This window comes from Pantoea osteomyelitidis, from assembly GCF_044342975.1.
GTDB lineage: Bacteria > Pseudomonadota > Gammaproteobacteria > Enterobacterales > Enterobacteriaceae > Pantoea > Pantoea osteomyelitidis.
In genome coordinates this window covers 197,462-224,428 of the sequence record NZ_JBGFSN010000003.1, presented here as the reverse complement: position 1 = coordinate 224,428, position 26,967 = coordinate 197,462, and the positions used below count along the sequence as shown (strand labels likewise).

The window sequence follows — 26,967 nt, the reverse complement described above, 5'->3', positions numbered from 1 at the left end:
CTGTATGAGTCAGCTTTATCAACGCCATTTCCTTCGGTTGCTGGATTTTACTCCCGCCGAGATAGGCGATCTGCTTAACCTCGCCGCTGAATTAAAACGCGCAAAAAAAAGCGGCAACGAAACTCGCTACCTGACAGGCAAAAACATCGCGCTCATCTTCGAAAAAGACTCAACCCGCACCCGATGCTCTTTCGAAGTTGCCGCATACGATCAAGGCGCAAACGTCACTTATCTCGGCCCGAGCGGCAGCCAGATCGGCCATAAAGAGTCGATTAAAGATACCGCACGCGTGCTGGGCCGCATGTATGACGGCATTCAGTATCGCGGCTACGGCCAGGATCTCGTCTCAACCCTGGCGCACTATGCGGGCGTGCCGGTGTGGAACGGCCTGACCACCGAGTTTCATCCCACGCAGCTGCTGGCGGACCTGCTGACGATGCAGGAGCATCTGCCGCAGAAATCGTTGCAGGAGATGACGCTGGTATACGTGGGCGACGCGCGCAACAACATGGGCAACAGCATGCTGGAAGCCGCCGCGCTGACAGGGCTGGATTTGCGTCTGGTAGCGCCGAAAAGCTGCTGGCCGGAAGCGGAGCTGGTAGAAAGCTGTCGTCAGGCGGCGGAAAAAACCCACGGCAAAATTACGCTTACCGAGCAGATTGCCGAAGGGGTAAAAGGCGCTGATTTCATCTACACCGACGTCTGGGTGTCGATGGGCGAACCGAAAGCGGTATGGGAAGAGCGCATCGCCCTGTTGCGCGACTATCAGGTAAACAGCGCGATGCTGGCGCTCACCGGCAATCCTGAGGTGAAATTCCTGCACTGTCTGCCCGCGTTTCATGACGACCAAACCACGCTGGGCCGTCAGATGGCGGAACAGTACGGCCTGCATGACGGCATGGAAGTCAGCAACGCGGTGTTTGAATCAGAGCAGAGCATCGTTTTCGACCAGGCGGAAAACCGCATGCACACCATCAAAGCGGTGATGGTCGCCACGCTGGGCCAGCCGTAACGCCTTCCACTCTTTGTTGACGGGAACCAGCAACGCAAACGTTTACCCTGCGCTCGATTTCCTCTTGATGCAAAATACTGAATGCGTATAATGCGCGACAATTTGCCGGGAGGAAGCATGCAACAGCGCAGCGTACAACATCACGCAACATCTCGCCTGACCGCAGGCGGCGCACCTGTTTCTTTCCGTCATTCATCCGATTTTAAAAAAGCCCCTTAATCAGGGGCTTTTTTTTGTCCGCAATCCGGCACGCGCAGAGGAGAGAGACATGGCCAATCCGCTATATCGCAAGCACATCATTTCCATTAACGATCTCAATCGCGAAGAGCTTGAGCTGGTGCTGCATACCGCAGCGCAGCTCAAGGCGAATCCCCAGCCGGAGCTGCTGAAGCATAACGTGATTGCCAGCTGCTTTTTTGAGGCTTCAACGCGTACGCGCCTCTCGTTTGAAACCGCCATGCATCGTCTGGGCGCCTCGGTGGTGGGTTTTGCTGACGGCAGTAATACCTCGCTGGGTAAAAAGGGGGAAACCCTTGCCGATACTATCTCGGTGATTGGCACCTATGTGGATGCCATCGTGATGCGTCATCCGCAGGAGGGCGCCGCGCGTCTCGCCACGGAGTTTTCCGGCGGCGTGCCGATTCTCAACGCTGGCGACGGCGCGAATCAGCATCCTACCCAGACGCTGCTGGATCTCTTCACCATTCAGGAAACCCAGAGCCGCCTTAACCATCTGAATGTGGCGATGGTAGGCGATCTGAAATATGGTCGTACCGTGCATTCGCTGACCCAGGCGCTGGCGAAATTCACAGGCAACCGCTTCTTATTTATCGCCCCCGATGCGCTGGCGATGCCTGCTTACATCACCGATATGCTGGATGAGCAGAACATTCCCTGGACGCGTCACGACACCATCGAAGAGGTGATGCCGGAACTCGATATCCTCTACATGACGCGCGTGCAGAAAGAGCGCCTCGACCCGTCGGAATATGCCAACGTGAAGGCGCAGTTTATCCTGCGCGCGGCCGATTTGGCGGGCGCGCGCGACAATATGAAAGTACTGCATCCGCTGCCGCGCATCGACGAAATCACCACTGACGTGGATAAAACGCCTCACGCCTGGTATTTCCAGCAGGCGGGCAACGGCATCTATGCGCGCCAGGCCCTGCTGGCACTGGTACTGAACAGCGAACTGGCTCTGTAAGGAGGAACACCGCATGACTCACGATAACAAACTGCAGGTCGAAGCGATTAAACGCGGCACGGTAATCGACCATATCCCGGCGCAGGTTGGCTTCAAGTTACTGTCGCTGTTTCGCCTGACCGAAACCGATCAACGCATCACCATCGGTCTCAACCTGCCCTCTGGCGAGCTGGGCCGCAAGGATTTGATTAAAATCGAGAATACTTTCCTGACTGACGATCAGATCAATCAGCTGGCGGTGTATGCGCCGCACGCCACGGTTAACCGTATTGACGATTACGAAGTGGTGGCGAAGATCGCGCCAACGCTGCCGGATCGCATCGAGCGCGTGCTGACCTGCCCGAACGGCAACTGCATCAGCCGCAGCGAGCCGGTTTACTCCAGCTTCGCGGTGAAAAAGCGCGACGAGGAAGTGCATCTGAAGTGCAAATATTGTGAGAAAGAGTTCGCCCATCACGTGGTGCTCGGTCACTGGTAATCCCTTCTGTCGTCCCTATAATGGGGCGACATTCTTTACCGCGCCGATGCGCGTTAACCAAGGAGAAACGATGTCTCGCGAAATCAGTACGGAAAACGCACCAGCCGCCATTGGTCCTTATGTCCAGGGCGTGGATCTGGGCAGCATGATCATCACTTCCGGTCAGATCCCGGTAGATCCGAAAACCGGCGCCGTGGCCGATGAGATCGCAGCCCAGACCCGCCAGTCGCTGGAAAACGTGAAGGCGATTGTGGAAGCGGCCGGCTTGCAGGTTGGCGACATTGTGAAAACCACGGTGTTCGTGAAGGATCTCAATGATTTCGCTACCCTGAACGCCACTTACGAAGCCTTTTTCAGCGAGCATAACGCCAGCTTCCCGGCGCGCTCCTGTGTGGAAGTGGCGCGCCTGCCGAAAGATGTGAAAATCGAGATTGAAGCGATCGCGCTGCGTCGCTAATCGCTACCTTTCCCCTGCTTCAGCCCTCGCGCCAGGCGCATCGTTTGCCGCTGGCGGATGAGGGCTGATTTTTCTTCTCGCCGTCCCCTTCTCTTCTTCCCGATTATCCTGCTGAAAAAAATGGAAAAAAATTTTCCCTGCGCGCTTTACGCCCCCTCCTTCACTCTGAAATTACGCTGGCCTGTTTGGCAGTCTGAGGTTCATGGCTAACCTTAGGAGTAGGAATAAAAACGATACGCGATCTTGTTGGGCCGGAATCGGCTCTTACTACGCAGGCAGGACTGAGCATGATCAATACGCTTCCATGGTGGCAGAACGGCGTTATCTATCAAATTTACCCCAAGAGCTTTCAGGACACCTCCGGCAACGGCACCGGCGATTTAGCAGGGGTAATCCACCGGCTGCCCTATCTGAAAACCCTCGGCGTGGATGCCATCTGGCTGACGCCGTTTTATCTCTCGCCGCAGGTGGATAACGGCTACGACGTGGCCAACTATACCGCCATCGATCCCCTTTTCGGTACGCTCAACGATTTCGATAACCTGGTTGAGCAGGCGCATCGCCACGGGCTGCGGGTGATCCTTGATATGGTATTTAACCACTCGTCGACTCAGCATCACTGGTTCTACGAGGCGCTGAATCGGGATAGCCCGTATCGCGACTACTATATCTGGCGCGACGGCACTCCCGCCGAGCCGCCCAACAACTGGAAGTCGAAATTTGGCGGCTCCGCCTGGCGCTGGCACCCCGAAAGCGGTCAGTATTATATGCACCTCTGGGCACCGGAACAGGCCGATCTCAACTGGGAAAATGAGAACGTGCGCGCCGAGCTGAAACAGATCGTCAATTTCTGGGCCGATCGCGGTATCGACGGAATGCGCCTGGACGTGATCAATCTGGTCTCCAAACATCAGGATTTTGCTGATGATCTCCACGGCGACGGGCTGCGTCACTATACCGACGGGCCACGCATCCATGAGTTTATGCAGGAGATGAGCCGCGATGTGTTCCGCCCGCGCGAGCTGATGACGGTGGGCGAAATGTCCTCAGCCACGCTGGAACACTGCCAGCAGTACAGCGCGCACAGCGGCGACGAGCTGTCGATGGTGTTCAGCTTCGATCATGTCGAGGTCGATTTCTGGCAGGGACAAAAATGGACGCTGACGCCGCTCGATCTGGTGGCGCAGAAAGCCATTTTTACCCACTGGCAGCAGGGAATGTATGACCGTGGCTGGAACGCGCTGTTCTGGTGTAATCACGATCAGCCGCGCGTCGTCTCGCGCTGGGGAGACGAAGGGGAATATCGCGTGCTGTCGGCGAAAATGCTGGCGATGACGCTGCACGGCATGCAGGGCACGCCCTACATTTTCCAGGGGGAGGAGCTGGGGATGACCAATCCGCACTTCAGCCGCATCATCGATTACCGCGACGTCGAGAGCCACAGCATGTATGCAGAACTGCGCGCCCAAGGCCGCGACAGCGATAACCTGCTGGCTATACTCGCCAGCAAATCGCGCGATAATGGCCGCACGCCGATGCAGTGGGACGCCTCGCCCAACGCCGGTTTTACCGATGGCACGCCCTGGATCGGCATGAGTCCCAATTACGAAACCGTTAACGCCGAGGCGGCGCTGGCCGATCCCGATTCGGTGTTTTACGCCTATCAGAAGCTGATTCAGCTGCGGAAATCCCATCTGATTCTGACCTGGGGCGACTATCAGGATCTGATGCCGGAGCATCCCCATCTTTGGTGCTATCGGCGCCAGCATGGGCAGCAAACGCTGATTGTGATCGCTAATTTCAGCGGCGAGGCGCAAAGCTGGCATCCGGATCCCTTTAGCGGCAGCTGGGATGTGCTGATGAGCAATTATCCGGATGCGCATGATCAACCGGGCGAGATGATGCTGCGGCCCTGGGAGGCGATCTGGTGGCTGCACACCGCACGCTGAAGATCTTTTGCGCCACGATGCCTCTTCCTTGCTTCAGGTCAAAACTGCGGCGATTAATCTGCGCGCAATCACTACATATAGAGCCTACACTCCACAGAAACCGCAACATATAGATTTTCTGGAGGAAGCATGGCAACAGGAGTCGCAACGCAGGATAAGCTGCATCAGGCAATTCAGGGCTTGGTGGAGCAAACGAACGCCGCCCTGCTGAATGAGAACGCGAACAAGGACAGCAAGGTGATCCCGACGCAGCGGGATCTGCTGGCCGGTATTGTGGCGAAACATTATGCGCAGCAATGCCTGTTGCCGCGCGAGGTAGTTGAGGCGCACGAGCGCGGCGAGATTCACTATCACGATCTTGATTACGCGCCTTTCTTTCCGATGTTTAACTGCATGCTGATCGATTTGAAAGGCATGCTGAATCACGGCTTTAAAATGGGTAATGCTGAAATTGAACCGCCCAAATCGATTGCCACCGCAACGGCGGTCACCGCCCAGATTATCGCCCAGGTCGCCAGCCATATTTACGGCGGCACCACCATTGACCGCATCGACGAGGTGCTGGCTCCCTTTGTGAATCTCAGTTTGGCGAAACACCGCGCAGTGGCGCAGCGCTGGCAGATCGCGGATGCGGAAGCCTATGCCAGGGCGCGTACCGAGAAAGAGTGTTTTGACGCCTTTCAGTCACTGGAATATGAGGTCAATACGCTGCATACCGCCAACGGCCAGACGCCCTTCGTCACCTTTGGCTTCGGTCTCGGCACTGACCAGGCGGCGCGTCTGATCCAGCAGGCTATTCTGCGCAACCGCATCGCCGGGCTGGGGAAAAATCATAAAACCGCCGTCTTTCCCAAGCTGGTGTTCGCCATTCGCGAAGGCGTAAACCGGCGGCCCGGCGACGTAAATTATGATATCAAGCAGCTGGCGCTCGCCTGCGCCAGTAAGCGCATGTATCCCGACATTCTCAATTACGATCAGGTGGTGAAGATCACCGGCTCGTTCAAAACGCCGATGGGCTGTCGCAGCTTTCTTGCACCTTATGAGGAGAACGGCGAGCTGATTCACGACGGACGCAACAATCTTGGCGTTATCAGCCTGAACCTGCCACGTATCGCGCTGGAAGCGCGAGGCAATGAGGATCGTTTCTGGCATTTGCTCGATGAACGTCTTGCGCTGGCGAAGCGCGCATTGCTGTCACGCATCGCCCGGCTGGAAAAAACCAAAGCGCGCGTGGCGCCCATTCTCTATATGGAAGGCGCCTGCGGCGTGCGGCTTCAGGCCGACGAGGAGATCGGACCGATTTTCCGCAACGGACGCGCCTCTATCTCGCTCGGCTATATCGGCCTGCATGAAACGCTCAACGCGCTGAGCGGCGGTGATACCCATCCCTTTGACAGTGCGCAGCTACGAGAAAAAGGGGTGGCAATTGTGGCGCGCCTGCGCCGCGCGGTGGACGCCTGGAAAGCGGAAACCCACTACGGCTTCAGCCTCTACAGCACGCCGAGCGAAAATCTCTGCGATCGCTTTTGCCGCCTCGACGCCGCGCAGTTTGGCGTGGTTCCTGGCGTGACGGACAAAGGCTACTACACCAACAGCTTCCATCTCGACGTCGAGAAAAAGGTGAACCCTTACGACAAAATCGACTTTGAAGCGCCCTATCCACCCCTGTCCAACGGCGGTTTCATCTGTTACGGCGAGTTTCCCAACGTACAGCACAACCTGAAGGCGCTGGAGGATGTCTGGGATTACAGCTACGACCGGGTACCCTATTACGGCACCAATACGCCGATTGATGAGTGCTACGACTGTGGCTACAGCGGCGAGTTCACCTGCGCCAGCAAGGGCTTCACCTGTCCGGCGTGCGGCAATCACGATCCGGCGCGCGTGTCGGTGACGCGCCGCGTCTGCGGCTATCTCGGCAGCCCGGATGCCCGCCCTTTTAACGCTGGCAAGCAGGAGGAGGTCAAACGGCGCGTGAAGCATCTCAACGAGGGCGTCACAGAATGATGCATATTCATCGTTACTACGACGTGGATATCGTCAACGGACCCGGCACGCGTTGCACGCTGTTTGTCGCAGGCTGCGAGCATCAGTGTCGCGGCTGCTATAACCAGAGCACCTGGCGCGTCGATTCTGGCGCGCCCTTTACGCTGGAGCTGGAAGAACGGCTGATGGCCGATCTGCACGACCGCCGTATTCCTCGTCAGGGACTCTCGCTGAGCGGCGGCGATCCGCTTCATCCGCATAACGTGCCTGATATTCTGCGTCTGGTTAAACGGGTGCGCCGCGAATGTCCGGACAAAGATATCTGGCTCTGGACGGGTTATACCCTGGCTGAACTGAATCCGGCTCAGCGCAGGGTAATAGCAGAGATTGACGTGCTGATTGACGGACGTTTTATTGCCGCGCAGTACGATCCTGCCCTGCGGTGGCGCGGCAGTAAAAACCAGGTGATTCACTATTTGCGTTAGTTATCCGTCGCGCGCGGAATCGCCCCCGATTCGATAACGACGACATCATCCCGGCCCGGCGAAAAGGCCGCTTCCAGCATCGCCTTCGCCACTGCTTTCGCCGGTACGGCACGCCAGTCACCCGGCAGCATGCTGAACAGCGGCGCCATCAGGCTCTCGCCGCTACGCTTGCGATCGCGATCGCCTAGCAGCAATGAGGGACGTATCAGCGTCAGGCGCGGCCAACCCTGATGACGCAGGGCGTTCTCCATTTCGCCTTTTACCCTGGAATAGAAAAAGGGCGAATGCCGGTTAGCCCCGTGGGCGCTGACCACCAGCATATGCTTCGCGCCCAGACGTAAGCCGGTCAGCGCGCTGTCTATCACCAGCGTATAGTCAACGTGAAGAAACGCCTCTTTGCTGCCCGCCTGCTTGCGCGTGGTGCCGAGGCAACAGAAAACGATATCGACAGAGTCGGCCAGGGGCCGCAGCACATCGGTAAGATCCTCCTCGACCAGATTCACCACCTTACGCATCGCCGGTAACGGACGGCGCGTCGGTGCGATAATCTCATCGACGCGCGCATCATCAATCAGCAAACGCAGCAAATGCGAGCCTACCAGTCCGGTCGCGCCGGTCAGTAACACGCGGTTCATCTTCTTTTCCTTAACCGCTTCGCGGCAGCCTGATCTCTGTGCTTTAAAAGATAGCTTTATTTTTTCGCGCTGGACCGCAACGGTGCGCGCACGCACCAACTTTGTGCTGACAGGATCGTCAACAAGACGCAAAGCTCCGTTTACAACGCTTTTGTATCTGGCACAACTTCTGCATGGTTCAGACAAACTTGTATACAAGGCCGCATACCGGTCAGCTGACTTTGGGAGAGAAAGATGCGCAACGATAACCAGGATAAGATCAACGCACAGCGTCGCCAGTTAATGAAATATTCCGCTTTAACGCTGGGCGGCATCGCGTTAAGCGGCATGCTGGCAAGCCCGGCGGCGCGGGCGGCGGATGATGAGATCCTGATTGGCTACTGGCCGATTGTCGGCGGTCTGCCGCTTTATGTCGGCGTGGAAAAAGGCATCTTCAAACAGGCGGGACTCAACGTGCGCGCGGTGAAATTCGCCAGCCCGCAGCAGGTGGTAGAGGCGATGATTACCGGACGTATCCACGGCTGCGCCAACGGCACGGCGACCGGCGCGCTGGGTCTGGGAGCGATCACCAGCCCGGACCTGTTCAAAATTATCTGCTCGAACCCATCCAACGCGAAAATGGTGCTGGATGAATTCCTCGTGCCTGTGAACAGTACGGCAAAAACCATTGGCGATCTAAAGGGTAAACGTATCGCCTGCGGCCCCGGCATTCAGAACGTCACCATGGCGAAAATTATTCTGGAGAAGAACGGCTTCAGCGATCCCAAAGTGATTGAACTGCCGGTGGGCCAGCACGCGCCTTCGCTGGCAGCAGGGCAGATTGACGGCGTTTATACCCTGGAACCCACCGGCACCGTGGCGCGCATGAAAGGCATGGGCAAAGTGCTGGAGACCGGCGTGATTGCAAAATATGTGCTTGGCGATGCCAGCGCGCCCTGGTTCGGTGGCGCTGCCGCGTTAACCAGCACATTTATCAACGCCGATAAGACGCGGGCGCAAAAACTCGCTGACGCTTACGGCGAGGCGGTGAAATTTATCCAGCAGCAGCCGGATGAGGCGCGCCAGTATGTGGCGGGCTATACCAGCATCGATGCGGCGCTGGTGAAAGAGGTGCCGCTGCCGGGCTTTGTTATGTATGACCAGCTCAACGGCGAGAATCTGCAATGGTTCCAGAAGTTTTATGACGTCTTTACCGAACGTAAGATTTTCAGCAAACCGCTGGACGTTGCCACCCTGATCTATAAAGCCTGAGGAAAGAGACTATGACTGGACGCTACAGCCGCCGGTTGCTGCCGCTGGTCGGCCCGCTGCTCCTGTTTCTGTTCTGGCAAACCGCGGTCAGCGCCAAATGGCTCAACCCGGTGCTGCTGCCCTCCCCCGGCGAGACGCTGAGCTATCTGTTTGGCGCACTGGCGGACGGCAGCATGAATCAGGATATTGGCGCCACCCTCTATCGCACGCTGATGGCGTTTCTGTTTGCCGCCGTGATTGGCGTACCGCTCGGAGTCATGCTGGGCAGCAGCGAAAGCCTGTACCGCAGCGTGGAGTTTCTGGTGGATTTCTTCCGCTCAACCCCCTCCTCCGCGCTGATCCCGCTGTTTATGCTGATTTTTGGCATTACCGACACCAACAAGATCGCCATCGCCGCGTTCGCCGCCGTGCTGGTGATCTTGTTTAACAGCGCCTACGGGGTGATGAACGCGAAAAAGACGCGCATTATGGCCGCGCAGGTGATGGGCGTTTCCCGCTGGCATGTTTTCAAGGACATCATGCTGATGGAAAGCCTGCCGCAAACCTTTGTCGGCCTGCGCACCGGTGTGTCGATGGCGCTGGTGATCGTCATCGTAGCGGAGATGTTTATCGGCTCGGAAACCGGGCTGGGTCATCGCATTATTGATGCGCAGCAGCTGTTTAATATCAAGGATATGTACGCCTCGATCCTGATCACCGGCGCGTTTGGCTACCTGCTGAACCTGGCCTTTTTGCTGATTGAAAAACGGTGCGTTCACTGGAGCGGCAAAGCATGAAACTCCCCGATTATCCCAAGCCCAATACGCACGTCACTATTCGCGGTCTGGATAAAACGTTTGCTGGTCAGCCGCTTTATCAGAATCTCAATCTGGATCTGCCCAAGGGGAAGATCGTCTCGATATTTGGCCCCAACGGCTGCGGTAAATCCACCCTGATGAATATGATCGCCGGGCTGATCCCGCTGGATCGCGGCGAGATCCTGTTTGATGGTAAAACCCTGGCAGACACCACCATCGGCTATGTGTTTCAGAACTATCGCGATGCGCTTTTCCCCTGGCTCAGTGCCTGGAGCAATATCGCCTACCCGCTGAAGCGGCGCGGCATAAAGGCTGACGCGGTGAAAAAACGTGTCGCTGAGCTGTCAGAAATGTTTGATATCCGCTTCGATTTGCAGCGCTATCCCTATGAGCTCTCCGGCGGCCAGCAGCAAACGGTGTGTATCATGCGCGCGCTGGCGACCGAGCCGGAAGTGATGTTTCTTGATGAGCCTTTTTCCGCGCTGGATTTTGAGATGACGCTGTTTATTCGCGACAAGCTACAGCAGGTGCAGTTGGCGACCGGCGTCACCATGCTGATCGTCTCTCACGACCTGGAGGATGCGGTTTTCCTCGCCGATGAGATCCTGCTGCTGACCCGGCGTCCGACGCAGGTCGCGGAGATTGTGCCTTTCGACCTGCCGCGCCCACGCACCGCGGAAGTGATGAGCCATCCGGAGTTTATTCGCGTCAAAGCCCATACGCTGGAAGTCTTCAAGCGGGAGATGGCGGCTGGCTGAGATCCTGCGATATCAGCAACAGTCTGACTTGCATTTTCAGCACAGACGACCAGGCTTAACAGACTATTCAGGAGAGCAAACCCGATTTTCATGTTTAAAAGGAGGAGAAAATGAGCAAGAAAGTAGCGGTGTTGATTACCGACGGATTTGAAGACTCAGAATTTACCTCACCCGCCGAGGCTTACACCAAAGCAGGGCATGAAATTGTGACGATTGAGATGCAGGCCGGGAAAACGGTAAAAGGAAAACAGGGTAAAGCGGAAGTGAAGATTGACAAGGATATCGATCATGTCAGTGCGGCTGAATTCGACGCGCTGCTGCTGCCGGGCGGTCATTCACCCGATTCGCTGCGCGGCGATGATCGTTTCGTCCAGTTCACCAAGGAGTTTGTCGCCAGCGGCAAACCGATCTTTGCTATCTGCCACGGACCGCAGCTGCTGATCAGCGCGAACGGCGTACGCGGCCGTAAGATGACTTGCGTAAAGGCGATCGCTATCGATCTGCGTAACGCCGGTGCGGATTTTTACGACAAGGAAGTGGTCGTGGATGATGATATTCTGGTTACCAGCCGTACGCCTGAAGATTTGCCTGCTTTTAATCAGGAATCGCTGCGTATTCTTAACACCTGATCGGGCGCGCCTCCCTCTCCTGCCGGGAGAGGGAGCGTTGCTTATGCAACCTCTTCCCGCCGCCAGTGGATTTTTTTGCCGAAGCCCAGCACATTGTCCGTCATCTTTAGCTCATCCAACGCAATCTCCCACAGCGGCGCAGAAACCTTGCGCGCCACCGGAAAACGCTTCTGGTAAGCCAGCCGTGCCTGCTGCTCCGCCTCGCCCTCCAGACGCTGAATGCGGCCGCGATACTGGATGCCCTTGATCAGCAGCACGCTTTTCGGCTGACCATTCACCGTACCGGCGACCTGGGCATTGAGCTGCATCAGCGCGCCATGGCGCGTCTCCGCCTCGGTCATCAGCCAGAAGGCCATACGCGCCTCATCAAACACATAGAAGCAGTTGGCGCTCCAGATTTCATGCGCGCTGTGGCAGCTCAGCGACAGCACATGCTGCTTCTTCAGATAGCGAATCAGGTGGGATCGATCGGACACAACGTTACTCCGTGTTGATAATAACAGCGAAAGGCGCCGGATAGCCGTTTAGCGCAATCCACGCTACACTGCCCGGCAAAGGTTATTCAGAGGTTTCAGCTTATGAGTCAGGGCTGGCAGCTCTATATCGTGCGTACCGCCTCCGGCGTACTTTATACCGGCATTACCACCGATGTGCCACGGCGCGTCGCCCAACATCAGAAGGGTACCGGCGCGCGCGCACTACGGGGCAAAGGACCGCTGGCATTGGTGTTTCACTGTGAGGCAGGCGATCGCGCTAACGCGTCACGCCTGGAATACCGGGTTAAACAGCTTAACCGCCAGCAAAAATTGCGTCTGGTGGAGAACCAACCAGCCTGCGTAGCCGAGTGGCTTAGTCGAACCGATTGAAAGGCGCGGCGTAATCCACGTCGCCTTCCACATCATTAAAGGCGCCGTCGGCGAGCTTATAGATCTGGAACGCGGCTTCGGCACCCGGCCAGCGGCAGCGTAAGCCATGGCGCGCCGCCGGCTCAAAACCAAAGCGGTTGTAATACGCCGGATCGCCCAGCGTCACCACCGCGCTATAACCAAACTCATTTAGCGCATCGAGACCTTCATAGACCAGCTGCTTGCCGATGCCCTGGTCGCGCACGCTCTCGTCTACCGCCAGCGGCGCCAGCGCAACCCAGCCGCGATCTTCACCCTGTAAGGTGACCGGGCTGAAAGCAGCGTAGCCTAACACCTGACCTTCATCGTCGGTGGCGACCACGCCCAGCGTCAGCAGGCCATCTTCGCGCAGTTGCTGCACCAGCTCCGCTTCTGCAGCGGTCGCGAAACAACGCTTTAACAGGCTGTCGATGCTGGCTGCATCCACGCCAATTTCAGTACGTATCAACATGAGACACCCGCGCGCGCGCGCATGGCCTTCGCGTCCTGTTTCATTTTCACCTTCACCTTTGCAGTCGGCTGCTGCAATCCCGTACGCAACGGCGTTAGTATGGTGTCGAGTTCAATGGCATCCATCAGGTTTTTCACCTCCAGTTCCGTTTCCGTATCGCCTTCTATTAGCAGTCGACGTTGAAAAACAGCATATCGGGATCCGTTTTATCTGTAGCCACCTACAGCCGATCCCGTGATACCGTCAGTTGTCCCCGCTCACCAGAGCCAACCCAGCTTAACGCCAGGCGACCTGTTTTGATACCGGGACGACGCCTTTCCAGAAAGTCTAACTCACCTTCAGCTAAAACATGACGAAATTGCCAGTTTAGGAGTTGTTGCAAAAGCGCTTTTTGTCGGACAAACGACGCAAGATCCACATCTAACCATTTGAATTTAAAATGATTTACTTGAAAATTTGTTAGCTTCCGCATTCACCTTAACAGCACTCTCTTCAAAAAAATTCACTTATATTGCCACATTCTGCCGTCCGCGCCTCCGTTGAGATCAATAAACCCGGCGTTCGTTGCCTCAGATACAGCGGCTCGCGGGCATGATGCCGACAGCGGCGCGCCGAAAGGCACGATCCGGCAATCGTCCCCCTGCCATTAGCAGTTTTAATATGGGGAATGATGCGTAATACTGATAGCGCAGGAAGCAAGCGTTCACCTGCGCCATTCAATCTCTGGAGTGCCCATGTCTGAGAATAAAAATGTTCGCCTGTCCATCCTGGATTTGGCTCCGGTTCCACAAGGCTCCACGCCGCGCGATGCGTTTCATAACTCTCTGGCGCTGGCGCGTCAGGCTGAAACCCTGGGTTTTCATCGCTACTGGCTGGCTGAGCATCACAACATGACCGGTATTGCCAGCGCGGCGACCTCGGTACTGCTTGGCTATCTGGCAGCGAACACGCAAACTCTGCGCCTTGGTTCCGGCGGCATTATGCTGCCTAACCATGCGCCGCTGGTGATCGCTGAACAGTTTGGTACGCTTGAATCACTCTATCCTGGCCGTATTGACCTGGGCCTGGGCCGCGCGCCCGGCTCCGATCAGCGCACCATGATGGCGCTGCGTCGTCATCTCTCCAGCGCGCAGGCTGACAGTTTCCCGGAAGATGTCGCCGAACTGATTAACTGGTTCGACGCCGAAGAGGGCGCGCAACCGCCGGTGCAGCCGGTGCCGGGCCTGGGACTGAAAATTCCCGTCTGGCTGCTGGGTTCGAGCCTTTACAGCGCCCAGCTGGCGGCCAAAATGGGGCTGCCGTTCGCTTTTGCCTCGCACTTTGCGCCCGACCTGCTGTTTCAGGCGCTGCATCTCTATCGCGAGAAATTCCAGCCTTCCGCGCGCCTCGAAAAACCTTATGCGATGGCCTGTATCAACATCGTGGCCGCCGACAGCGAACGCGATGCCCGCTTCCTGTTTACCTCTATGCAGCAGCAGTTTATCAATCTGCGCCGCGGCAAGCCTGGCCCGCTGCCGGCGCCGGTCGAAAACATGGATAACCTCTGGTCGCCTTCTGAGCAGTATGGCGTACAACAGGCGCTGAGCATGTCGATCGTCGGCGATCGCGATAAGGTGCGTCACGGACTGGCGGCGATTATGCGTGAAACCCAGGCGGATGAAATCATGGTTAACGGCCAGATTTTCGATCGCGATGCGCGTCTGCACTCCTTTGCGCTGGCAATGGAAGCAGCGCGTTCGCTTTGATAGCTGTCGAAAGCTAAGCATAAAAAAAGGAGACCCGGAGGTCTCCTTTTTTACTGCCATCAATCGGGACGTTTCACGCCCCGTTTTGGCTGTCAGATATCACGACGACGCGGTGCGCCTGTACCTGCATCATCACGACGCGGACCACGACTGCCTTCACGGCTGAAGCCGCCACGACCACCTTCACGGCCGCCTTCGCGACGCTCAGAGAAACGACGACCGCCTTCACGGTTGCCTTCACGTGCGCCGCCGCCACGGCGCTCACCGCCGAAGTCACGACCGCCGCCACGACGTTCGCTACGCTCATGCGGTTGCGCATCGCCCATCAGCTGCATATTCATCGGTTTATTGAGAATACGCGTGCGGGTGAAGTGCTGCAGGACTTCGCCCGGCATACCTTTCGGCAGCTCGATAGTGGAATGCGAATCAAACAGCTTGATGTTACCAATGTAACGGCTGCTGATATCGCCTTCGTTAGCGATGGCACCCACGATGTGACGAACTTCAACGCCATCATCACGACCCACTTCGATGCGGTAAAGTTCCATTTCGCCAACGTCACGACGTTCACGACGCGGACGATCACCGTCACGGCTGTCGCGGCTGTCACGACCTTCGCGGCCTTCACGACCACCAGCACGACGGTCATCGCGACGATCGTCACGATCGCGGAATTCACGACGCTGCGGACGCGGCGCGTCTGCCGGCACGATCAGCGGACGTTCGCCCTGCGCCATTTTCAGCAGCGCTGCGGCCAGGGTTTCCATATCCAGTTCGTCCTGCGGAGAGAGTTTCTCCAGCAGTGCGCGATACTGATCCAGATCGCTGCTTTCCAACTGCTGCTGTACGCGACCAGCGAATTTCGCCAGACGACGGGTACCCAGCAGTTCTGCGTTCGGCAGTTCAACTTCCGGAATCGTCAGCTTCATGGTGCGCTCGATGTTGCGCAGCAGGCGACGTTCGCGGTTTTCTACGAACAACAGGGCGCGACCGGCACGACCCGCACGACCGGTACGGCCGATACGGTGAACGTAAGACTCGGCATCCAGCGGGATGTCATAGTTTACGACCAGGCTGATACGCTCTACGTCAAGACCACGAGCCGCAACGTCGGTAGCGATCAGGATATCGAGACGGCCATCTTTCAGACGCTCCAGCGTCTGCTCACGCAGCGCCTGGTTCATGTCGCCATTCAGCGCAGCGCTGTTGTAGCCGTTGCGCTCCAGCACTTCTGCCACTTCCAGCGTCGCGTTTTTGGTACGAACGAAGATGATCGCCGCATCAAAATCTTCCGCTTCCAGGAAACGCACCAGCGCGTCAGATTTACGACCATAAGCGGTCCAGTAAGACTGGCTGATGTCCGGACGCGTGGTAACGCTGGACTGGATACGCACTTCCTGCGGATCTTTCATGAAGCGACGGGTAATACGACGAATCGCTTCCGGCATGGTGGCAGAGAACAGAGCGGTCTGATGACCTTCCGGAATCTGCGCCATGATGGTTTCTACATCTTCAATAAAGCCCATGCGCAGCATTTCATCAGCTTCGTCCAGCACCAGGCCGCGCAGGTTAGAAAGATCAAGCGTGCCGCGTTTCAGGTGGTCAAGCAGACGACCCGGGGTCCCCACAACAACCTGTGGTCCCTGACGCAGCGCACGCAGCTGGACGTCATAACGTTGGCCGCCGTACAGGGCCACGACGTTCAGTCCGCGCATATGTTTAGAGAATTCAGTAACGGCTTCTGCAACCTGCACCGCCAGTTCGCGGGTCGGTGCCAGCACCAGAATTTGCGGTGCTTTAATAGTTGGATCAATGTTGTTTAACAGCGGCAGAGAGAAGGCCGCGGTTTTACCACTCCCGGTCTGAGCCATACCTAACACGTCACGGCCCGCCAGCAGGTGAGGAATACACTCAGCCTGGATCGGGGATGGCTTAACGTAGCCCATGCCGTTCAGTGATTCGAGGATGTCGGCGTTCAGGCCAAGGTCAGCAAAAGTGGTTTGAATATCAGTCATGTAGTACACGTGCCTCTTAGATTGCGGCGGCCAGTCTACATAACTCGACATGAAAATTTTCAGTCATTTTCATCGAAAAGTGTGAACCGGCTCAAATTAGAAGTTTCGACGAACAGAAAAGCCTTCATCCCGGAAGATGATGACTTAACGGGTAATTCAGGCAATAAAAGTTCGTCAGCTATTGCTGGTCAGATTCTGATAAATCGTCTTGTGTCTGGCCGAGTTGCGCCAGTTCCAACAATGCGTATCGGTGTTCAACAAAGTTATTGACGTTGTTGGCCACCGCCAGTTTGAACAACGCTTTCGCGTCGTCCTTCTCCCCCAGACTTAGGTAGTACTTACCTAAATAGAAGTTGGTTTCACTGAGATGTTCAGCGAGCGAGGTGTTATCCGTTGCGTCCGCCTTGAGACGTTCCATCAACGTTTTTTCGTTGATGTCGCCCAGGTAGAACTCGACAATATTCCATCCCCATTGATCGCGGACCGCTTTGTTGTAACGCTGCTTTAGCGCTACTTCCGCCTGGTCAACATTCATCTCTCGTTCGTCGAGATAAAGCCACAGGCTGCGGAAAGGATCGTTAGGATCGTCTTGATAAAACGCCAGCAGATCATCTTGCGCTAACTTGTATCGACCGCCGTAATAGAGGGCGATACCACGGTTTAAATGCGCATAGTTGTAAGTTGGATCAAGCTCAAGTACAGAATCAAACGCTTCATAGGCAGCATCAAAATTGCCCGCCTGCGTTAAGTATATACCAAGATAGTTAAATACTTCTGGCATATCTGGTCTGATAGACAGCGCTTGCGAGAAATCGTTCCGCGCCAGTGCTCTCAAACCTAAACTATCATACAACACTCCGCGCTCATATAACAGCTGCGCGCGTTCATCATCGGTCAGGGCACGACTGGCAAGAATTTGTTCCATTCGCGCCAAAATCACTTCCTGCTGCAGTGTGGGCTGCAAAGGTACTGCCATAACTTCGTTCTTACGCCAATTGGAGTTGCTGCATCCTGCCAGCGTCAAAGCTGTTGCAACAAAACACCAGCGCAAAAAAGGCTTCATTTCCCACTCCCGAATACAAACATTGGGATGAACATCCTGTCATCCGGCTGCTGTGCACAAGGATTCCTGCCCTCGCGATGACACAAACGCCTCTCTCCGCCAGGCAGAGAGAGGCAAATCACGTGCTTATTCTGCGTCAGGTGCAACGGTTGCAGCGGCTTCTTCTGCCTGCGGCTTCGGCTCTGATGCTTCTTTGATGCTCAGACGAACACGGCCTTGACGGTCCACTTCCAGTACCTTAACCGGCACTTCCTGGCCCATCTGCAGATAGTCCGTGACTTTCTCAACGCGCTTGTCGGCGATTTGAGAAATGTGCACCAGACCTTCTTTACCGCCGCCAATCGCCACAAAGGCGCCGAAATCAACGATACGGGTCACTTTACCGTTGTAAATACGGCCCACTTCGATTTCAGCGGTGATCTCTTCGATGCGACGAATCGCTTCTTTCGCCTTCAGACCGTCAGTTGCAGCGATTTTTACCGTGCCGTCATCTTCGATTTCGATAGTGGTGCCGGTCTCTTCGGTCAGCGCACGAATCACTGAGCCGCCTTTACCGATCACGTCTTTGATCTTGTCGGAGTTGATTTTGATGGTGTAGATGCGCGGTGCGAATTCAGAGATTTCGCCACGCGGCGTGCTGATCGCCTGCTCCATCACGCCCAGGATATGCAGACGCGCGCCCTTGGCCTGATTCAGCGCCACCTGCATGATTTCACGGGTGATGCCTTCGATTTTAATGTCCATCTGCAGCGCGGTGATACCTTCACGGCTACCGGCCACTTTGAAGTCCATGTCGCCGAGGTGATCTTCGTCGCCCAGGATGTCTGACAGGACGACAAACTTCTCATCTTCTTTCACCAGGCCCATCGCGATACCGGCAACGGCCGCTTTGATCGGCACGCCCGCATCCATCAGCGCCAGAGAAGCACCACATACGGACGCCATGGAGGAGGAGCCGTTAGATTCAGTGATCTCAGATACCACACGTACGGTGTACGGGAACTCGTCGCCCTTCGGCATCACTGCCAGAACGCCACGCTTCGCCAGACGACCGTGGCCGATTTCACGACGCTTCGGTGAGCCGACCATGCCGGTTTCACCCACGGAGTACGGAGGGAAGTTGTAGTGGAACAGGAAGTTGTCGGTACGCTCGCCCATCAACTCGTCCAGGTTCTGCGCATCGCGTGCCGTACCCAGCGTCGCGGTAACCAGCGCCTGAGTCTCACCACGGGTGAACAGAGAAGAACCGTGCGTGCGCGGCAGTACGCCAGTACGTACGTCCAGACCACGGATCATATCTTTTTCACGACCGTCGATACGCGGCTCACCGTTCAGAATACGGCTGCGCACCACGTTCTTTTCCAGGCTGTGAACGATATCGCCGATTTCAGCGTCGTCCAGCGTCTCATCTTCAGCCAGCAGCGCAGCGATGGTCTCTTCTTTGATGATGCCAACCTGGGCGTAACGCTCCTGCTTGTCCGTGATGCGGTAAGCGTCGCTGATACGCGCTTCAGCCAGCGCAGCAACGCGTGCAATAAGCGCATCGTTGGTCGCTTCCGGCTGCCAGTCCCAACGCGGTTTGCCCGCTTCGGCGACCAGAGAGTTAATGTTTTCAATCACAACCTGCTGCTGCTCGTGGCCGAATACGACAGCTCCCAGCATTTGCTCTTCGGTCAGGATGTCGGCTTCAGACTCTACCATCAGAACGGCGTTCTGGGTGCCAGCAACCACCAGGTCCAGACGAGAGGTTTTGATCTCGTCAGCGGTCGGGTTCAGTACATACTGATCGTTGATATAACCCACGCGTGCGGAACCGATAGGACCGTTGAACGGAATACCGGAGAGCGACAGCGCAGCAGAGGCACCGATCATCGCAACGATATCCGGGTTAACCTGCGGGTTAACGGAAACCACGGTGGCGATAACCTGCACTTCGTTAACGAAACCTTCCGGGAACAGCGGACGAACCGGGCGGTCAATCAGACGCGCAATCAGCGTTTCGCCTTCGCTCGGACGACCTTCACGACGGAAGAAGCTACCCGGAATACGGCCGGCAGCGTAGGTACGTTCCTGATAGTTTACGGTCAGCGGAAAGAAATCCTGACCGGCTTTAGCTTTTTTCTGGCCGACAACGGTAACAAATACAGCGGTGTCATCCATGCTGGCCATAACGGCCGCGGTGGCCTGGCGCGCCATCATGCCGGTTTCCAGCGTGACGGTATGCTGACCATATTGGAATTTACGTACGATCGGGTTCAGCAAAATTAAAATCCTTAACTTCAGGGCAGACCTGTCTCAGGTCTGCTATTGATTACCGATCTTCAGTTGCATCCTCGCGACTAATGACAACCCTTAACCGCCCCTGCGGTAAAGCCTCTCATTAGCCGCGCGAATCTCTGCAATCAAAGATCACTCTTAGCAACAATACATGAGTTTGGACCGGATTGCTGCGCATTACCTGAAAAAAGGGGCCTTAAAAGGCCCCTTTTCGCGAAACTCGCACAAATCTGATCGTCGGAAACGTTTTTCTGCATACTGCGCTTGCTACGCCCTTGATCAGATTCTTCAGACTTAGCGACGCAGACCCAGGTTTTCGATCAGGCTGGTGTAGCGTGCAACATCTTTACGCTTCAGGTAGTCCAGCAGCTTACGACGCTGGGAAACCATGCGCAGCAGACCGCGACGGCTGTGGTGATCTTTTTTGTGCTCGGAAAAGTGACCCTGCAGGTGATTGATCTGAGCAGTCAGCAGAGCAACCTGAACTTCGGTTGAGCCGCTGTCGTTAGCACCACGACCGTATTTAGCAACGATCTCTGCTTTAGCTTCTACGCTTAGAGACATAATAACTCCAGTAATAAAATGAATGTAAGGGTGCCGATCTCTAATTCAGCAGCCCGCTTTAAAGCCGCGCTATTCTACTCTTCGCCCATGATGAGTGCAAATTCCTCATCATCTTTCCCGCATCAACAACAGAGCGACAACAGATTAAGCAGGATATTCAACCACCAGACGACGTGGCGCAACGCGACCCTCGTCATCAATTTCAGCCATGCCGATAAACTTGCGCTCGTCACCTTCGGTCACGCGCACCAGCCCCCCGGCCGGGACTTTCGCTGCCTGTACTGGCTGTCCCTGCTTAAAGTAAGCAGCCACGACCGACAACAGGTTCACTTCCGGAAACGCCGACGCCGGGCTGTCCATCGGCAGCAGCAGCGGATCGAGCTGCTCCCCTGGCGGCGTGCCCGCTTCATTGGCGCTCTCCAGCAACGCGTTGAGTTGCTCAAGCGTCACCATACTCTCGATCGGATAACGCGCCACCTGGAGACGGCGCAGCATAATCACATGTGCGCCGCAGCCGAGCTTTTCACCGAGATCGTCGATAATGGTGCGGATATAGGTGCCTTTGGAGCAGTGGATTTCCAGCTCCAGCTCATTATCCTGCCAGCGAATAAATTGCAGCTCATAAACGGTAATCGGGCGCGCTTCGCGTGCCACTTCAATACCCTGCCGCGCATATTCGTAAAGCGGACGTCCCTGATGCTTCAGCGCAGAGAACATGGAGGGCACCTGCAAGGTGTCGCCACGAAAGCTCTCCAGCGCCGTATCCAGCGCCGCCTGCGTGAAGGCGACCGGACGCTCCTGCACCACGCTGCCATCGGCGTCAGAGGTGTCGGTGCGCTGTCCCAGACGCGCAATCACGCGGTAACGCTTGTCGGAATCCAGCAAATATTGCGAAAACTTGGTCGCTTCGCCGAGGCAGATCGGCAGCATCCCGGTCGCCAACGGATCGAGCGCGCCGGTGTGGCCCGCTTTGTTGGCGTTGTAGATGCGCTTCACTTTTTGCAGCACGTCGTTGGATGAGGCCCCCTGCGGTTTGTCCAGCAGCAGCACCCCATGCACATCACGACCGCGACGACGAGGACGACTCATCAATCCTCCTTGTCTTCGTCCGCGGTCTCAGGACCACGGCGCTCAGCATCGTTTTTCACGACGCTGGAGACGAGGTTGGACATACGCATCCCTTCAATCAGCGAGTTGTCGTAGAAGAAGGTCAGCTCCGGCACGATACGCAGGCGCATCGCTTTGCCGAGCAGAGAACGGATATAGCCTGATGCCTCTTTCAACGCTTTCAGGCCGTTTTGGACCGCTTCTTCGTCTTTATCGTTGAGGAAGGTGACAAACACCTTGGCATAGGCGAGGTCGCGTGAGACTTCCACGCCGGAAACGGTAACCATCATCCCCAGACGTGGATCTTTAATCTCACGCTGAAGGATAATCGCCACTTCTTTTTGCAGTTCCTGCGCCACGCGCTGTGGGCGACCAAATTCTTTCGCCATATTTATTTCTCCAAAATAATTCGGGAGGCCAGCGGCCTCCCAAATTGCATTACATCAGATGACGATTACTCGATGGTGCGTTTAATTTCGATAATTTCAAACACTTCGATCATATCGCCGGGACGGACGTCGTTGTAGTTCTTCACGCCGATACCACACTCCATGCCGTTACGCACTTCGTTAACGTCATCCTTGAAGCGACGCAGTGATTCCAGCTCGCCTTCGTAGATCACCACGTTGTCGCGCAGCACACGAATCGGGTTGTGACGCTTAACGTTACCTTCGGTAACCATACAACCTGCGATGGCGCCGAATTTCGGCGATTTGAACACGTCACGTACTTCAGCCAGACCGATAATCTGCTGTTTGTACTCCGGTGCCAGCATCCCGCTCATGGCGGCTTTCACTTCGTCGATCAGATTATAGATCACGGAGTAGTAACGCAGATCCAGGCTTTCCGCTTCGATTACGCGACGCGCAGAGGCATCGGCACGCACGTTGAAGCCAAGGATAATAGCGTTGGAAGCTGCCGCCAGGGTGGCGTCGGTTTCGGTGATACCACCTACGCCCGAGCCGACAATCTTCACCTTCACTTCGTCGGTGGAAAGTTTCAGCAGGGAGTCAGATATCGCTTCCACAGAACCCTGTACGTCCGCTTTCAGCACGATATTCAGCTCGGAAACTTCGCCTTCGGTCATGTTGGCAAACATGTTTTCCAGCTTCGATTTCTGCTGACGCGCCAGTTTCACTTCGCGGAACTTGCCCTGACGATAGAGTGCGACTTCACGCGCTTTCTTCTCGTCACGTACCACAGTGGCTTCGTCACCCGCTGCCGGCACGCCTGACAGACCCAGAATCTCAACCGGAATGGACGGACCCGCTTCCAGCACTTCACGGCCCAGCTCGTCACGCATCGCACGCACACGGCCATACTCGAAGCCGCACAGCACGATATCGCCTTTGTTCAGCGTACCGGCACGTACCAGCACGGTAGCAACCGGACCACGACCTTTATCCAGGAAGGATTCGATAACCACGCCGCTTGCCATGCCCTGACGTACTGCGGTCAGCTCCAGCACTTCGGCCTGCAACAGAATAACCTGCAGCAGATCGTCGATACCGGTGCCCGCTTTCGCCGAGACGTTGACGAACATGTTTTCGCCGCCCCACTCTTCCGGAATAATACCGTACTGGGTCAGCTCGTTCTTCACGCGGTCCGGGTCGGCTTCCGGCTTATCGATTTTGTTCACCGCAACCACCACCGGCACGCCCGCCGCTTTCGCGTGCTGGATCGCTTCGATGGTCTGCGGCATCACGCCGTCGTCTGCCGCCACCACCAGGATAACGATATCCGTGGCCTGCGCACCACGCGCACGCATCGCGGTGAACGCGGCGTGGCCCGGGGTGTCAAGGAAGGTGATCATGCCGTTGTCGGTTTCTACATGGTAAGCACCGATATGCTGGGTAATGCCACCCGCTTCGCCTGAGGCGATTTTGGTAGAGCGGATATAGTCCAGCAGCGAGGTTTTACCGTGGTCGACGTGACCCATAATGGTGACGACTGGCGCGCGGGATTCCGCTTCAGCGGTGCCGCCGATGTCACGGTCGCTCATTACCGCTTCTTCCAGCTCGTTCTCACGGCGCAGGATCACTTTGTGACCCATCTCTTCCGCGACCAGCTGGGCAGTTTCCTGATCGATAACCTGGTTAATGGTGGCCATGGCGCCCATTTTCATCATCGCTTTGATGACCTGGGAGCCTTTTACCGCCATCTTGTTCGCCAGCTCGGCCACAGTAATGGTTTCACCAATCTGAACGTCGCGGTTAACCGCCTGCGCGGGCTTGTTAAAGCCCTGCTGCAGCGCGCTCGGTTTGCGATGCTTGCCGCCTTTACCGCCACGAATCGCGGCGCGCGCTTCTTCACGGTCAGTTTTGGCTTCAGAATGTTTGTTGCCTTTTTTCGCCGGACGCGCGGCTTTGGTGGTGCGCGCACGCGCACGACCCGCTTCGACCTGACGGTCGTTTTCGTCTTCAGCTTGACGCGCATGGGTAGAGGTGGTGACGTGGTAGTCGCCCTTGTCTTCTTCCTCTGGTTTTTCCCATTCCGCCGCTTTCTCTTCAGCCAGACGACGCGCTTCTTCAGCGACACGGCGAGCATCTTCTTCAAGCTTGCGGCGCGCTTCTTCTTCCGCTTTACGCTTCAGTTCAGCCGCTTCCGCTTCGCGACGGGCTTTATCAGACTGCGCAGCCTTGGTCATTTCGTCGGTTTGTTGGTTTGTCACTTTATCATTTTCCGCTGCGTCACGTTTCGCCTTGTCAGCGGCTTCGCGCCTGGCTTTTTCATCGGCTTCACGTTGCGCTTTTTCTTCAGCTTCGCGTCTGGCTTTCTCTTCCGCCTCGTGACGCGCCTTTTCTTCCGCTTCACGCTGCGCCTGCGCTTCAGCTTCCGCCTGAGCCTGAAGCTCCTCGGCATCGCCTTTCACATAGGTGCGCTTTTTGCGGACTTCGATTTGCACCGACTTACTTTTACCCCCGGTGCCTGGAATATTCAAGGTGCTACGCGTCTTACGTTGCAGCGTTAACTTACCTGAACCGGTATTACCGCTCTCGCGATTCAGGTGGGACAGTAAGGTTTCTTTCTCATGCTGGGTCACAGAGTCGTTTTCAGACTTGCGGATCCCCGCATCAGCAAATTGCTGTACCAGGCGATCTACCGGGGTCTGAATTTCTGCGGCCAGCGATTTTACGGTTACATCTGTCATGCTGTTCCTTCCTGTTATTATGCGTCATCGCCGAACCAGCAGATATTGCGAGCGGCCATAATCAGCGCGCCGGCTTTTTCATCATCAAGCCCTTCAATGTCTGTCAGGTCGTCGACACCTTGCTCGGCGAGGTCTTCCAGCGTAGATACGCCGATCGCCGCCAGGCGGAATGCCAGCGCACGATCCAGGCCGTCGAGATTCAGAAGATCCTCAGCAGGCTCCTGATTGCCACGGCTCTCTTCTTTCGCCAGCGCCAGGGTGGTTAACGCATTTTTTGCTCGTTCACGCAGGGCTTCAATCGTCTCTTCGTCGAGGCCTTCAATCTCCAGCAACTCGTTAAGCGGCACGTAAGCCAGCTCTTCCAGGGTAGAGAAGCCCTCTTCCACCAGTACGGTGGCGAACTCTTCGTCGATGTCGAGGTGTTTGGTGAACATATCGATCGCTGCGTGGGCTTCGGCCTGATGTTTAGCCTGCAGATCATCGACGGTCATCACGTTCAGCTCCCAGCCGCTCAGCTGTGAAGCCAGACGCACGTTTTGGCCATTGCGGCCGATCGCCTGAGCCAGATTTCCGGCTTCTACAGCGATATCCATGGTGTGGTTATCTTCGTCGACCACAATTGACGCCACGTCGGCCGGGGCCATGGCGTTAATCACAAACTGCGCCGGGTTATCATCCCACAGCACGATATCGATACGCTCGCCGCCCAGTTCGCTGGAAACGGCCTGAACGCGCGCGCCGCGCATGCCCACACAGGCACCCACCGGATCGATACGTTTATCGTTGGTTTTCACTGCAATTTTAGCGCGGGAACCGGGATCACGGGCAGCCGCTTTGATCTCGATAACTTCTTCGCCAATTTCCGGCACTTCGATGCGGAACAGCTCAATCAACATTTCCGGCTTGGAGCGGGTAACAAACAGCTGCGCCCCGCGCGCTTCCGGACGTACTGCGTAAAGCACGCCGCGAATGCGATCGCCCGGACGGAAGTTTTCACGCGGCAGCATATCTTCACGCACGATAACGGCTTCGGCGTTGCTGCCGAGGTCCAGCGTGATGTTGTCGCGATTCACTTTCTTCACTACGCCGGTGATGATATCACCTTCCTGCTCGCGGAACTGATCCACGACCATCGCGCGTTCAGCTTCGCGCACTTTCTGCACGATAACCTGTTTCGCCGTCTGCGTGGTAATGCGGTCAAAGGTCACAGATTCAATCTGGTCTTCAACATAATCACCCAGATTGAACGCTTCATCTTCGAAGCGGGCTGCGTCCAGTGTGATCTCGCGCGTCGGCTGCGTTACCTCATCCACGATCTGCCAGCGGCGGAACGTATCGAAGTCGCCGCTTCTACGATCGATGCTGACACGCACATCGATCTCTTGCTCATATTTCTTCTTGGTGGCTGTGGCCAAAGCGCTCTCCAGCGCCTCGAAGATTTTCTCACGCGGCAGGGCTTTTTCGTTAGAAACGGCTTCTACAACAGCTAAGATCTCTTTATTCATCCTGGTTAGCCTCAATCCGGACTTTTAAAAGTGGGGGACCAGGTTCGCTTTCTGAATATTGCTCAGCGCGAACACTTCATCGTTACCCTCAACGGTCACCGTCACCATTTCGCCTTCAACAGACTTAATGATGCCCTGCCATTTACGGCGGTTTTGAACGGCCATACGCAGCACCAGACTCACTTCTTCCCCCACAAAACGCGCGTAATGTTCAGCGGTAAACATGGGACGATCGAGGCCCGGTGAGGAGACTTCAAGGTTGTAAGCAACGGTAATGGGATCTTCCACATCAAATACCGCGCTTACCTGGTGGCTGACATCAGCGCAATCGTCGACAGTGATACCATTTTCACTATCAATATAGATGCGCAGTGTGGATGTGCGACCACGAACGAATTCAACACCGACCAGTTCGTAGCCAAGCGCTTCTACCGGAGCTGATACCAACTCTGTCAATTTTTGCTCTAATGTGGACAAGCCCACCCCCAAGACATAAAAAAAGGGCCTATAGCCCAGTGTTACGATTTCCTGATAACAAAAAAC

The 26,967-nt window shown here is 56.2% G+C and carries 25 protein-coding genes and 2 pseudogenes; 13 read left to right on the top strand and 14 right to left on the bottom strand.

The window, feature by feature from the left end; translation table 11 throughout:
* The first annotated feature begins 4 nt into the window (after nucleotides 1-4).
* The 7 genes and pseudogenes from argF (at nucleotide 5) to nrdG (ending at nucleotide 7,571) form a co-directional block, all read left to right on the top strand.
* The gene (gene argF, locus ABU178_RS03325; protein ID WP_397211963.1) at nucleotides 5-1,012 is read left to right on the top strand and encodes an ornithine carbamoyltransferase; all 1,008 of its coding nucleotides are present in this window, start codon (nucleotides 5-7) and stop codon (nucleotides 1,010-1,012) included.
* A 268-nt stretch (nucleotides 1,013-1,280) separates the two neighbouring features.
* The gene (gene pyrB / locus ABU178_RS03320; RefSeq protein WP_397211961.1) at nucleotides 1,281-2,216 is read left to right on the top strand and encodes an aspartate carbamoyltransferase; all 936 of its coding nucleotides are present in this window, start codon (nucleotides 1,281-1,283) and stop codon (nucleotides 2,214-2,216) included.
* Between the two features lie 13 nt (nucleotides 2,217-2,229).
* Nucleotides 2,230-2,694, top strand: coding sequence for an aspartate carbamoyltransferase regulatory subunit (pyrI, locus tag ABU178_RS03315; RefSeq protein ID WP_397211959.1), 465 nt, complete (start codon nucleotides 2,230-2,232; stop codon nucleotides 2,692-2,694).
* A 70-nt stretch (nucleotides 2,695-2,764) separates the two neighbouring features.
* Nucleotides 2,765-3,151, top strand: a complete 387-nt coding sequence (ridA, locus tag ABU178_RS03310; RefSeq protein ID WP_397211957.1) for a 2-iminobutanoate/2-iminopropanoate deaminase — start codon at nucleotides 2,765-2,767, stop codon at nucleotides 3,149-3,151.
* A gap of 287 nt (nucleotides 3,152-3,438) precedes the next feature.
* The gene (treC, locus tag ABU178_RS03305; protein ID WP_397211955.1) at nucleotides 3,439-5,100 is read left to right on the top strand and encodes an alpha,alpha-phosphotrehalase; all 1,662 of its coding nucleotides are present in this window, start codon (nucleotides 3,439-3,441) and stop codon (nucleotides 5,098-5,100) included.
* Nucleotides 5,101-5,250: 150 nt separating this feature from the next.
* Nucleotides 5,251-7,107 (top strand): annotated as a pseudogene (gene nrdD, locus ABU178_RS03300) (anaerobic ribonucleoside-triphosphate reductase); the annotation flags it as partial.
* Complete coding sequence (gene nrdG, locus ABU178_RS03295; protein WP_397211953.1) at nucleotides 7,104-7,571, top strand: anaerobic ribonucleoside-triphosphate reductase-activating protein; 468 nt, start codon at nucleotides 7,104-7,106, stop codon at nucleotides 7,569-7,571. The pseudogene nrdD and the gene nrdG, both read left to right, overlap by 4 nt.
* Here the strand turns inward: nrdG and ABU178_RS03290 are convergent.
* Nucleotides 7,568-8,206 carry an NAD(P)H-binding protein gene (locus tag ABU178_RS03290; protein ID WP_397211951.1) on the bottom strand — a complete coding sequence of 213 codons (639 nt, stop codon included), beginning with the start codon at nucleotides 8,204-8,206 and terminating at the stop codon, nucleotides 7,568-7,570. The genes nrdG and ABU178_RS03290 overlap by 4 nt on opposite strands.
* A 234-nt stretch (nucleotides 8,207-8,440) precedes the next feature.
* On the opposite strand from ABU178_RS03290, the gene ABU178_RS03285 reads away from it, so the two are divergent.
* From ABU178_RS03285 to ABU178_RS03270, 4 genes are all read left to right on the top strand, one after another.
* On the top strand, nucleotides 8,441-9,457 hold the full coding sequence (locus tag ABU178_RS03285; protein WP_397211949.1) for an ABC transporter substrate-binding protein: 1,017 nt from the start codon (nucleotides 8,441-8,443) through the stop codon (nucleotides 9,455-9,457).
* An 11-nt stretch (nucleotides 9,458-9,468) separates the two neighbouring features.
* Nucleotides 9,469-10,233 (top strand): ABC transporter permease, encoded by a 765-nt coding sequence (locus tag ABU178_RS03280; protein WP_397211947.1) that lies wholly within the window; start codon nucleotides 9,469-9,471, stop codon nucleotides 10,231-10,233.
* Nucleotides 10,230-11,012 carry an ABC transporter ATP-binding protein gene (locus tag ABU178_RS03275; protein WP_397211945.1) on the top strand — a complete coding sequence of 261 codons (783 nt, stop codon included), beginning with the start codon at nucleotides 10,230-10,232 and terminating at the stop codon, nucleotides 11,010-11,012. Before ABU178_RS03280 ends, ABU178_RS03275 begins: the two co-directional genes overlap by 4 nt.
* Nucleotides 11,013-11,122: 110 nt before the next feature.
* Nucleotides 11,123-11,641, top strand: coding sequence for a type 1 glutamine amidotransferase domain-containing protein (locus ABU178_RS03270; RefSeq protein WP_397211943.1), 519 nt, complete (start codon nucleotides 11,123-11,125; stop codon nucleotides 11,639-11,641).
* A 41-nt stretch (nucleotides 11,642-11,682) separates the two neighbouring features.
* On the opposite strand, the gene ABU178_RS03265 is transcribed toward ABU178_RS03270, so the two are convergent.
* Nucleotides 11,683-12,117: a YhbP family protein gene (locus ABU178_RS03265; protein WP_397211941.1), complete on the bottom strand. Its 435-nt coding sequence runs from the start codon at nucleotides 12,115-12,117 to the stop codon at nucleotides 11,683-11,685.
* Between the two features lie 102 nt (nucleotides 12,118-12,219).
* On the opposite strand from ABU178_RS03265, the gene ABU178_RS03260 reads away from it, so the two are divergent.
* Nucleotides 12,220-12,507 (top strand): GIY-YIG nuclease family protein, encoded by a 288-nt coding sequence (locus ABU178_RS03260; protein ID WP_397211939.1) that lies wholly within the window; start codon nucleotides 12,220-12,222, stop codon nucleotides 12,505-12,507.
* Here ABU178_RS03260 and ABU178_RS03255 read toward each other — a convergent pair.
* Together ABU178_RS03255 and ubiT are read right to left on the bottom strand one after the other, a co-directional pair.
* The gene (locus tag ABU178_RS03255; protein ID WP_397211937.1) at nucleotides 12,491-12,997 is read right to left on the bottom strand and encodes a GNAT family N-acetyltransferase; all 507 of its coding nucleotides are present in this window, start codon (nucleotides 12,995-12,997) and stop codon (nucleotides 12,491-12,493) included. The two genes, ABU178_RS03260 and ABU178_RS03255, sit on opposite strands and share 17 nt — an antisense overlap.
* Nucleotides 12,991-13,469: pseudogene (ubiT, locus tag ABU178_RS03250) on the bottom strand (ubiquinone anaerobic biosynthesis accessory factor UbiT). The gene ABU178_RS03255 and the pseudogene ubiT overlap by 7 nt, the downstream one beginning before the upstream one ends.
* Nucleotides 13,470-13,731: 262 nt before the next feature.
* Between ubiT and ABU178_RS03245 the strand changes: the two are divergent.
* On the top strand, nucleotides 13,732-14,742 hold the full coding sequence (locus ABU178_RS03245; RefSeq protein ID WP_397211935.1) for a luciferase-like monooxygenase: 1,011 nt from the start codon (nucleotides 13,732-13,734) through the stop codon (nucleotides 14,740-14,742).
* Nucleotides 14,743-14,834: 92 nt separating this feature from the next.
* On the opposite strand, the gene ABU178_RS03240 is transcribed toward ABU178_RS03245, so the two are convergent.
* The 10 genes from ABU178_RS03240 to rimP all read right to left on the bottom strand — a co-directional run bounded on the left by ABU178_RS03240 (nucleotide 14,835) and on the right by rimP (nucleotide 26,901).
* Nucleotides 14,835-16,757 carry a DEAD/DEAH family ATP-dependent RNA helicase gene (locus ABU178_RS03240; protein ID WP_397211933.1) on the bottom strand — a complete coding sequence of 641 codons (1,923 nt, stop codon included), beginning with the start codon at nucleotides 16,755-16,757 and terminating at the stop codon, nucleotides 14,835-14,837.
* A gap of 16 nt (nucleotides 16,758-16,773) precedes the next feature.
* The gene (yrbN, locus tag ABU178_RS03235) at nucleotides 16,774-16,830 is read right to left on the bottom strand and encodes a protein YrbN (protein WP_397212516.1); all 57 of its coding nucleotides are present in this window, start codon (nucleotides 16,828-16,830) and stop codon (nucleotides 16,774-16,776) included.
* A 105-nt stretch (nucleotides 16,831-16,935) separates the two neighbouring features.
* Nucleotides 16,936-17,820, bottom strand: a complete 885-nt coding sequence (nlpI, locus tag ABU178_RS03230) for a lipoprotein NlpI (RefSeq protein ID WP_397211931.1) — start codon at nucleotides 17,818-17,820, stop codon at nucleotides 16,936-16,938.
* 126 nt (nucleotides 17,821-17,946) lie between these two features.
* Nucleotides 17,947-20,082 carry a polyribonucleotide nucleotidyltransferase gene (gene pnp / locus ABU178_RS03225; RefSeq protein ID WP_397211929.1) on the bottom strand — a complete coding sequence of 712 codons (2,136 nt, stop codon included), beginning with the start codon at nucleotides 20,080-20,082 and terminating at the stop codon, nucleotides 17,947-17,949.
* A 309-nt stretch (nucleotides 20,083-20,391) separates the two neighbouring features.
* Nucleotides 20,392-20,661: a 30S ribosomal protein S15 gene (rpsO, locus tag ABU178_RS03220; protein WP_013507704.1), complete on the bottom strand. Its 270-nt coding sequence runs from the start codon at nucleotides 20,659-20,661 to the stop codon at nucleotides 20,392-20,394.
* 144 nt (nucleotides 20,662-20,805) lie between these two features.
* Nucleotides 20,806-21,750 (bottom strand): tRNA pseudouridine(55) synthase TruB, encoded by a 945-nt coding sequence (truB, locus tag ABU178_RS03215; RefSeq protein WP_397211926.1) that lies wholly within the window; start codon nucleotides 21,748-21,750, stop codon nucleotides 20,806-20,808.
* The gene (gene rbfA, locus ABU178_RS03210) at nucleotides 21,750-22,157 is read right to left on the bottom strand and encodes a 30S ribosome-binding factor RbfA (protein ID WP_397211924.1); all 408 of its coding nucleotides are present in this window, start codon (nucleotides 22,155-22,157) and stop codon (nucleotides 21,750-21,752) included. The genes truB and rbfA overlap by 1 nt, the downstream gene beginning before the upstream one ends.
* Before the next feature lie 65 nt (nucleotides 22,158-22,222).
* The gene (gene infB, locus ABU178_RS03205) at nucleotides 22,223-24,919 is read right to left on the bottom strand and encodes a translation initiation factor IF-2 (protein WP_397211922.1); all 2,697 of its coding nucleotides are present in this window, start codon (nucleotides 24,917-24,919) and stop codon (nucleotides 22,223-22,225) included.
* A 17-nt stretch (nucleotides 24,920-24,936) separates the two neighbouring features.
* Complete coding sequence (nusA, locus tag ABU178_RS03200) at nucleotides 24,937-26,424, bottom strand: transcription termination factor NusA (protein ID WP_397211920.1); 1,488 nt, start codon at nucleotides 26,422-26,424, stop codon at nucleotides 24,937-24,939.
* A 24-nt stretch (nucleotides 26,425-26,448) separates the two neighbouring features.
* Nucleotides 26,449-26,901 (bottom strand): ribosome maturation factor RimP, encoded by a 453-nt coding sequence (gene rimP / locus ABU178_RS03195; protein ID WP_397211918.1) that lies wholly within the window; start codon nucleotides 26,899-26,901, stop codon nucleotides 26,449-26,451.
* Nucleotides 26,902-26,967: the final 66 nt, after the last annotated feature.